This is a genomic window from Herpetosiphon gulosus (assembly GCF_039545135.1).
In the GTDB taxonomy this organism is placed as follows: domain Bacteria; phylum Chloroflexota; class Chloroflexia; order Chloroflexales; family Herpetosiphonaceae; genus Herpetosiphon; species Herpetosiphon gulosus.
This window is the reverse complement of record NZ_BAABRU010000065.1, coordinates 1-5,587: the sequence shown is the minus strand read 5'-3', so window position 1 is coordinate 5,587 and position 5,587 is coordinate 1. Positions and strand designations below refer to the sequence as shown.

The following is a 5,587-nucleotide window of genomic DNA, read 5'->3' as shown; positions in this document are numbered from 1 at the left end:
CCGCCACCCGTGCCAACGGCGGCGTGGATCAACCCGCCGCTCAGTGTGGCTGCGCAGCCAGACGACCCAGCGCGGCTGAAACGGAATTCCTGATCGTCACCTGTCTCAAAAATATTGACACGTTCCGCCACGGCACATTAACGAGCCATGAAGTTCTCTGCTCCAAGACCGAAGAAATCTCGCTCCCACATAAAGGCTACTTCGGCATGCGCCGCCGCCTGATCATCTTCCGGTCGATCCCCAACATACATAGTCTGATCGGCGCTATATCCAAGCTCCTGCATCAGTTCTTTGATCATTAATCCGCTCGGCTTCCTGCGGGCGCATCCTTCGGGGTCGCGGTAGCGCTCGATGCTCGCCGTCGAATGGTGGAAGCACACCTTGACGGGTGTGTCGCGTGCGAGCTTCAGCGCACGCAATGCCTCCAGCAGCTTGGTTTTGAAGTCACCTTCGGAATTGTAGCCGAATGCAATTCCCCCTTGATTGGTCGCTATCGCAACCGTGTGGCCAACGGCACGCAGCTCGGCCAGCTTTTCAATTCTTCCAGGCAATGGCTGCACATGGGCATAATCGCCGCCGTCCATGTAGCCTTGAATGAGTGTGCCATCAAGGTCAAACACATATAACATATTTCTCTCCTGTAATCATAGAATAGTCGATAGTCTACGCCATAATTTCATGCGCATGTGTGCCGATTGATTAATTGTTGGTGTCAAATGGCCCAAAAAAACACGAATCGTTGCCACCGCTAAACCGTAGGTTTCTGTTCAAATGTGCCCGCTGCGGCCTATTGCCGTTTTTCGGCGTATGGGAACGTAGGCTAAATTCGGGTCCAGACTGAGCGCCGCCCGTGCTGCACAGGTGATTGTGCGTGCTCATCCGGGCATCATTGACAGCACCAGCCCCCGTTCCTATACTGAAAGAAGACAGGCGACCAGCGCTCACAATCACTATCCATTGGCACGCCATCGATAGCCTATCAATGGCGCAACGGCCCGCTTTCTCGCTGGTGTTACTCGTAGGAAGGAGCTACCATGACCTATCATGTCTCTCCATCCCCCCGCCACATTCCGCGCACATGGGGAATCTGGCTCCTCTGGATCGGCGGTATCAGCAGTTGTATCATCGGTATGTTCCACCGTGCTGGCTTCCGAAAGCCCCTGTCCGGCCCGCTCCATATTCTTGGGGATTCCGTTATTGCCAGTGAGCTGGGCATTATGCTCCTCCTTGTCATGCTCGTCTTCATTGGCATCGTTGCTGCGACGACGCGCTTCTGGCGGAGTGCATGGGGGTGCATGCTGATCATGACGGCCATACTCATGCCGCTGTGTTTGGTCGTGGCCAGCCATACCGAGCGGCTTATCCGGCGATTCGAACACACCTTCCCTGCCCCATGGGCCGAGGATGCCGCCCGCATTCCATGGCTGATGGTCGGCGGAACAGGGGGTATCATGCTTGCATGTGTCATGGCCTTCGTCATCAGCATCCTCGCCCGCAAATACCCGCCGCTCCCACAACGCCATCCTGTAATTCGTATCGAGTATGAAGGACATGATCGCCGTCCGTCAGGAGCGTGAGGTTCTGGAACGTTCTTGGTGCAACGGCTAACGGCTCTGCGCTGCCATCAGAACACTGGATGACAACGCTTGTTCGTCGTTCTAGAGCGCGTTTTTGTCCCAAAGAACCCATTGACGACAGCAAGAGACCACAAAACACGCTGGATATGAGGAGTGTGGTCTGAAATCAGACCACACAGGTGTTCAATGCAGCAAACCGGAGAGATCTGCGTTTAATACCATGACAGTATGCCGCCAATCGTCGATGCATGGTCGCCTGCCTGAACCGCCGCTTGCCGCCATACACTCGTCATGCCTTTTTCTTTCGCTCGTAAAAATCATTCCTCTGTCTTGCACGACTTAAGATCTCTTTTCAGGCAATCGACCCGCACCCTCGTTCGGTATCATGCAGCACGTCCGTTCGCTGCACCATTTCGGGGCCAGCTGGATTCCTGCGCTCACAACTGAGAGCGCAAAAAAACTCGGAGGCAGCGGTCTCAAGGGCTGACGGTTCCCACTGTGAGGGCTTCGGCTTCAACATCGCAACCAGTCGGCTGATCGACACCACCGTGTGCTGCTGTCCGCCATCGCGGTTCATGCCCCCGACGTTTTCATGCCCTCCGCAGTGAACGGACATTGCAGCGCACTCCGGTGACCAACAAGGCGTGTTGCTGATCATGCAAGGCGAGGTCGGGGTGCGGCACCGATTCGTGTTTTTTAGGGCCATTTGGCGATTCACATCTGCTAATAACGATTAGCGGATACCATAATGCACCAATTTGGCCAATCGACATCTGCTCATGCTAACCAAAAGAACAAAAATCGATGTCTGCTAATCCTTTTTGATCGATCTTTGGTATGGACGAATGCCCATTTTTTATGCATTATGTAATATGGCCTTTAAAAACACGAATCTGTAATGGTCAAATGCCCTTTGCACACTCCGCGTGATTCACGATGAGGCGGTCAGTGCTCGATCGGCGGTTGTTCTTGCCACCGTTTGCTGGACGACGAAGATTAAGTGACCGTGCAACAGCGCTTTGACCATTACATTAAAAACACGAATCGTTTCCCTATCCCAGGTCGTCAGGTGGGAATTGAAACTCGATGGCGTGCAGCTGTGGCATGGTATGGAGCCAATCAGGAAAGCTCCGCAGCGGATTCGCCGTGATATCGAGCGTATGCAGATGCGAAAGCTCCCTCACTACACAAGTCGGCCCTTGATATTAACAGAAATTAATGCCCCTTTCACCCTTCCTACAGTTGTTTTTGACACGTCTCTTCATGGGGGATGCGATGGCGTGTTTGATTATCATGATATGGCATGTGCTAGAATAATTGAGAGAATGACATAGCATGACGAGGAATCTTATGGGCTATAGAGTTATACCATCGCAGGCATATATGGATACCGTTTTTGCACAGACGACCTCCATTGCCTTCTATACACATCCATCACACCAAACCCCACACCGCTGGTGTACTGATCTCTCCCAGATCGCCAGCCTCTCTTGGGTAATACGAATTCATGAACCATCTGAACCAGGCTTTGCTGTTATGAGTCTTGGCGACTATGCGCTTGAGTGTCACGCAAAAAACACGCTTCTTGCTACGTTCAGCATCGACGCAAGCGGCTCACTCCGTTGCTCACGCTGGAATTCTGACGCATGGCTCTGTGATCGTGTCGGTCTTGATGCGTGGCGAGAAACGCAAGGATGGGAGGCCGAAATGGAAACAGGATGGGTGGTAAGTTCGCAAGGTCCTCTCTTTGATCGCTGGTGGCATTCCGTTCCGCCATGCCTGCGTGACCAGCGCTCCATAGTGTTGAACTTGCAGTCTAACCGGTCGCAGATTCAGACACTACTCAAAACTGCTTATCCCCACGCTACCTCCTATTTTAGCGAATTGTTTCGCTGGTTTGGTGCTGGGATAGGAAACTGGGAAGATTACCCCTCCTATGAAACATTGCCATACGATCTCCTACTCCTCGAAGATTCAGTGCAATTAATCGATTATTTGAAAACACCAACAATCCCCCTACATGATCTACGCGGGATTGCCCGATTTTTGTGCACTATTCCATTAAGTCGAGTCCATGCACTCATCCAATTCCTTCCATTCCACCGCGTTCAAGCCCTTGATCAGTACATCCGTCATTGGTTGGAGACAGGAATACAACGTCAATTTCATCTCCGTTTTGGTTCTTTGCTCGAGAATGGTGACATAGACAAATAAATACTATGGATAATTATCATTATCACTTGCCTCTATACATCCGTCTTCTCATAAGAAAAGGGACGATTGTACCTGTTACTATAGTCACAATCGTCCCTTTTCTTACCAAGCTTTAGTGAATACTCAGTACTAGATTTGATTTAACGCATCAAATCATTTAGATGGGAAGAAAACCCTCCAAATACCAGGCCCAGGTTTTCTTATAAATTTTTTCCCTTCGATTGCGATAATAGGATTTGAAACCGTCATTGTCCCTAATTCATCAACAAAAACCGATCCATGTGCACCTAGAACTTGAACATTCATCTCGTTTGCAAGTTGCTGAGCAAAACCTGTAGGGCATGTACCAGTATGACAAGATATCAGACGAATAGATCCGCCCTTATAATCTGGTTGAGCCCTAATGATATCAGCTACCTGCTTCGCAGTTAATTTCTGCTTATCTGGTCCAAACATATAGTCTGGCAGTCCATGTCCTACTACATCATAATAATCTGGGATGGGTTTGACTCGCATTCCATTTCTTACAGCTGGATCATCCATCCAATCGCCAATCGCCGTGCCTAAATCAAACTTCTTTCGTGTTGGCCGTATTCGAGCAAAGTCATCAACGACCCCTGCCCCACCAAATCCGCCTCCAACCGCTATGCCGCCAAGATCAAAGACACAATCACCGAGGGCTTCGTAGTTGTAACAGAGCGTCCCTTGGAGACAGGTCTGAACGAGTTGGCCTGGTGCTTTTCGCATCGCATCAAGCGTCCCAATTGGATCATTGTATGCTGCAACCGCACCAAGAACGATATCGCGCGGCAGGCGTTCAATCCGCTTGACACCTTGTTTCACCATCGTCCAGAAATCATCGCCACTGTCGGATTTGAAGAAGTCAAGATAGTCTTGCCACGTACATTGATCCTCGGGATTGCCAAGGATGATCTGACATCCTTCCCATGACCCATCGGGTTGCAGTCCTTTGCGGTGGCCCGTTGGGTCGGTCCAGGTGGCCGGATTGTTATCCACATAGGCATAGCGATGCAACGAGGCCGGAGCCAGGCTGCTGCCCGCATCGGTATCGCGTTGGATGAAGCGGCCCATGGTCGGCAGATAGTGGCGTGCTCGCAAGTACACTAAACCATCGAGCGAGTTCGTCCATTCCCCCGTAAAGCCAAAGGCACTCGTCGCGCTGCCACTGTGGGCAACTGGCACTCCATCCACCGTAAAGGTTTGGCTGAACAGGGTTGTTCCGCTCGGGGTGATCCCCTGCCGCACACTGCCCACCAGATCGGTCAGCAAGGTACTGACTTGCCCGCCACTGGTTTGATGCAGTAACCCCGCCGGATCGCGAGCCACGCGGGTCGTACCGTTGGCAGTCACCGTCCCCAGCACCTGCGGCAATCCTGCCGCTTCATCCAAGACGAGATCCTGCACTTGCCCATTGGTCGTGACCCGCACGAGATTACCCCAGCCATCATAGCCATAGGTCGTCGTGCCTGCGCTGGTCGTACTGCTGGTCACCCGATTCGCCGCGTCATAGGTGTAGGTCGCATCGGGGGTCGTTGTCAGATTGCCATTGGCATCATGGGTATAGCCACTGGTCATCAGGCGATTGGCGGCATCATAGCTGAAACTGAATGGGGTTTGCCCCGTGGTTGCGACGTTGGTGCGATTCCCCACGGGACTGTCAAGTAGATTGTGTATTTCGCCCCATTACCCCGGAAAGCGTCCGTCAAAGCGAATGGCCAATTGGTTGCGAATCCGTGCCCAGTTTGGCAGCGTGACCCATTTTGCAGTGATATCGC

General features: G+C 52.0%; 4 protein-coding genes. 2 read left to right on the top strand and 2 right to left on the bottom strand.

Annotation, left to right across the window (positions count from 1 at the left end; genetic code table 11):
• Positions 1-137: 137 nt before the first annotated feature.
• A complete protein-coding gene (locus tag ABEB26_RS26575; RefSeq protein WP_345725122.1) occupies positions 138-629 on the bottom strand; it encodes an HAD-IIIA family hydrolase in 492 nt (163 codons plus the stop codon).
• A gap of 405 nt (positions 630-1,034) precedes the next feature.
• Here ABEB26_RS26575 and ABEB26_RS26570 point away from each other — a divergent pair, with 405 nt between their 5' ends.
• Positions 1,035-1,577: a hypothetical protein gene (locus tag ABEB26_RS26570; protein ID WP_345725121.1), complete on the top strand. Its 543-nt coding sequence runs from the start codon at positions 1,035-1,037 to the stop codon at positions 1,575-1,577.
• 1,350 nt (positions 1,578-2,927) lie between these two features.
• Positions 2,928-3,791, top strand: coding sequence for a hypothetical protein (locus ABEB26_RS26565; RefSeq protein ID WP_345725120.1), 864 nt, complete (start codon positions 2,928-2,930; stop codon positions 3,789-3,791).
• Between the two features lie 153 nt (positions 3,792-3,944).
• Here the strand turns inward: ABEB26_RS26565 and ABEB26_RS26560 are convergent, their stop codons facing one another.
• Positions 3,945-5,462: an RHS repeat-associated core domain-containing protein gene (locus ABEB26_RS26560; protein WP_345725119.1), complete on the bottom strand. Its 1,518-nt coding sequence runs from the start codon at positions 5,460-5,462 to the stop codon at positions 3,945-3,947.
• Between the last annotated feature and the right edge of the window lie 125 nt (positions 5,463-5,587).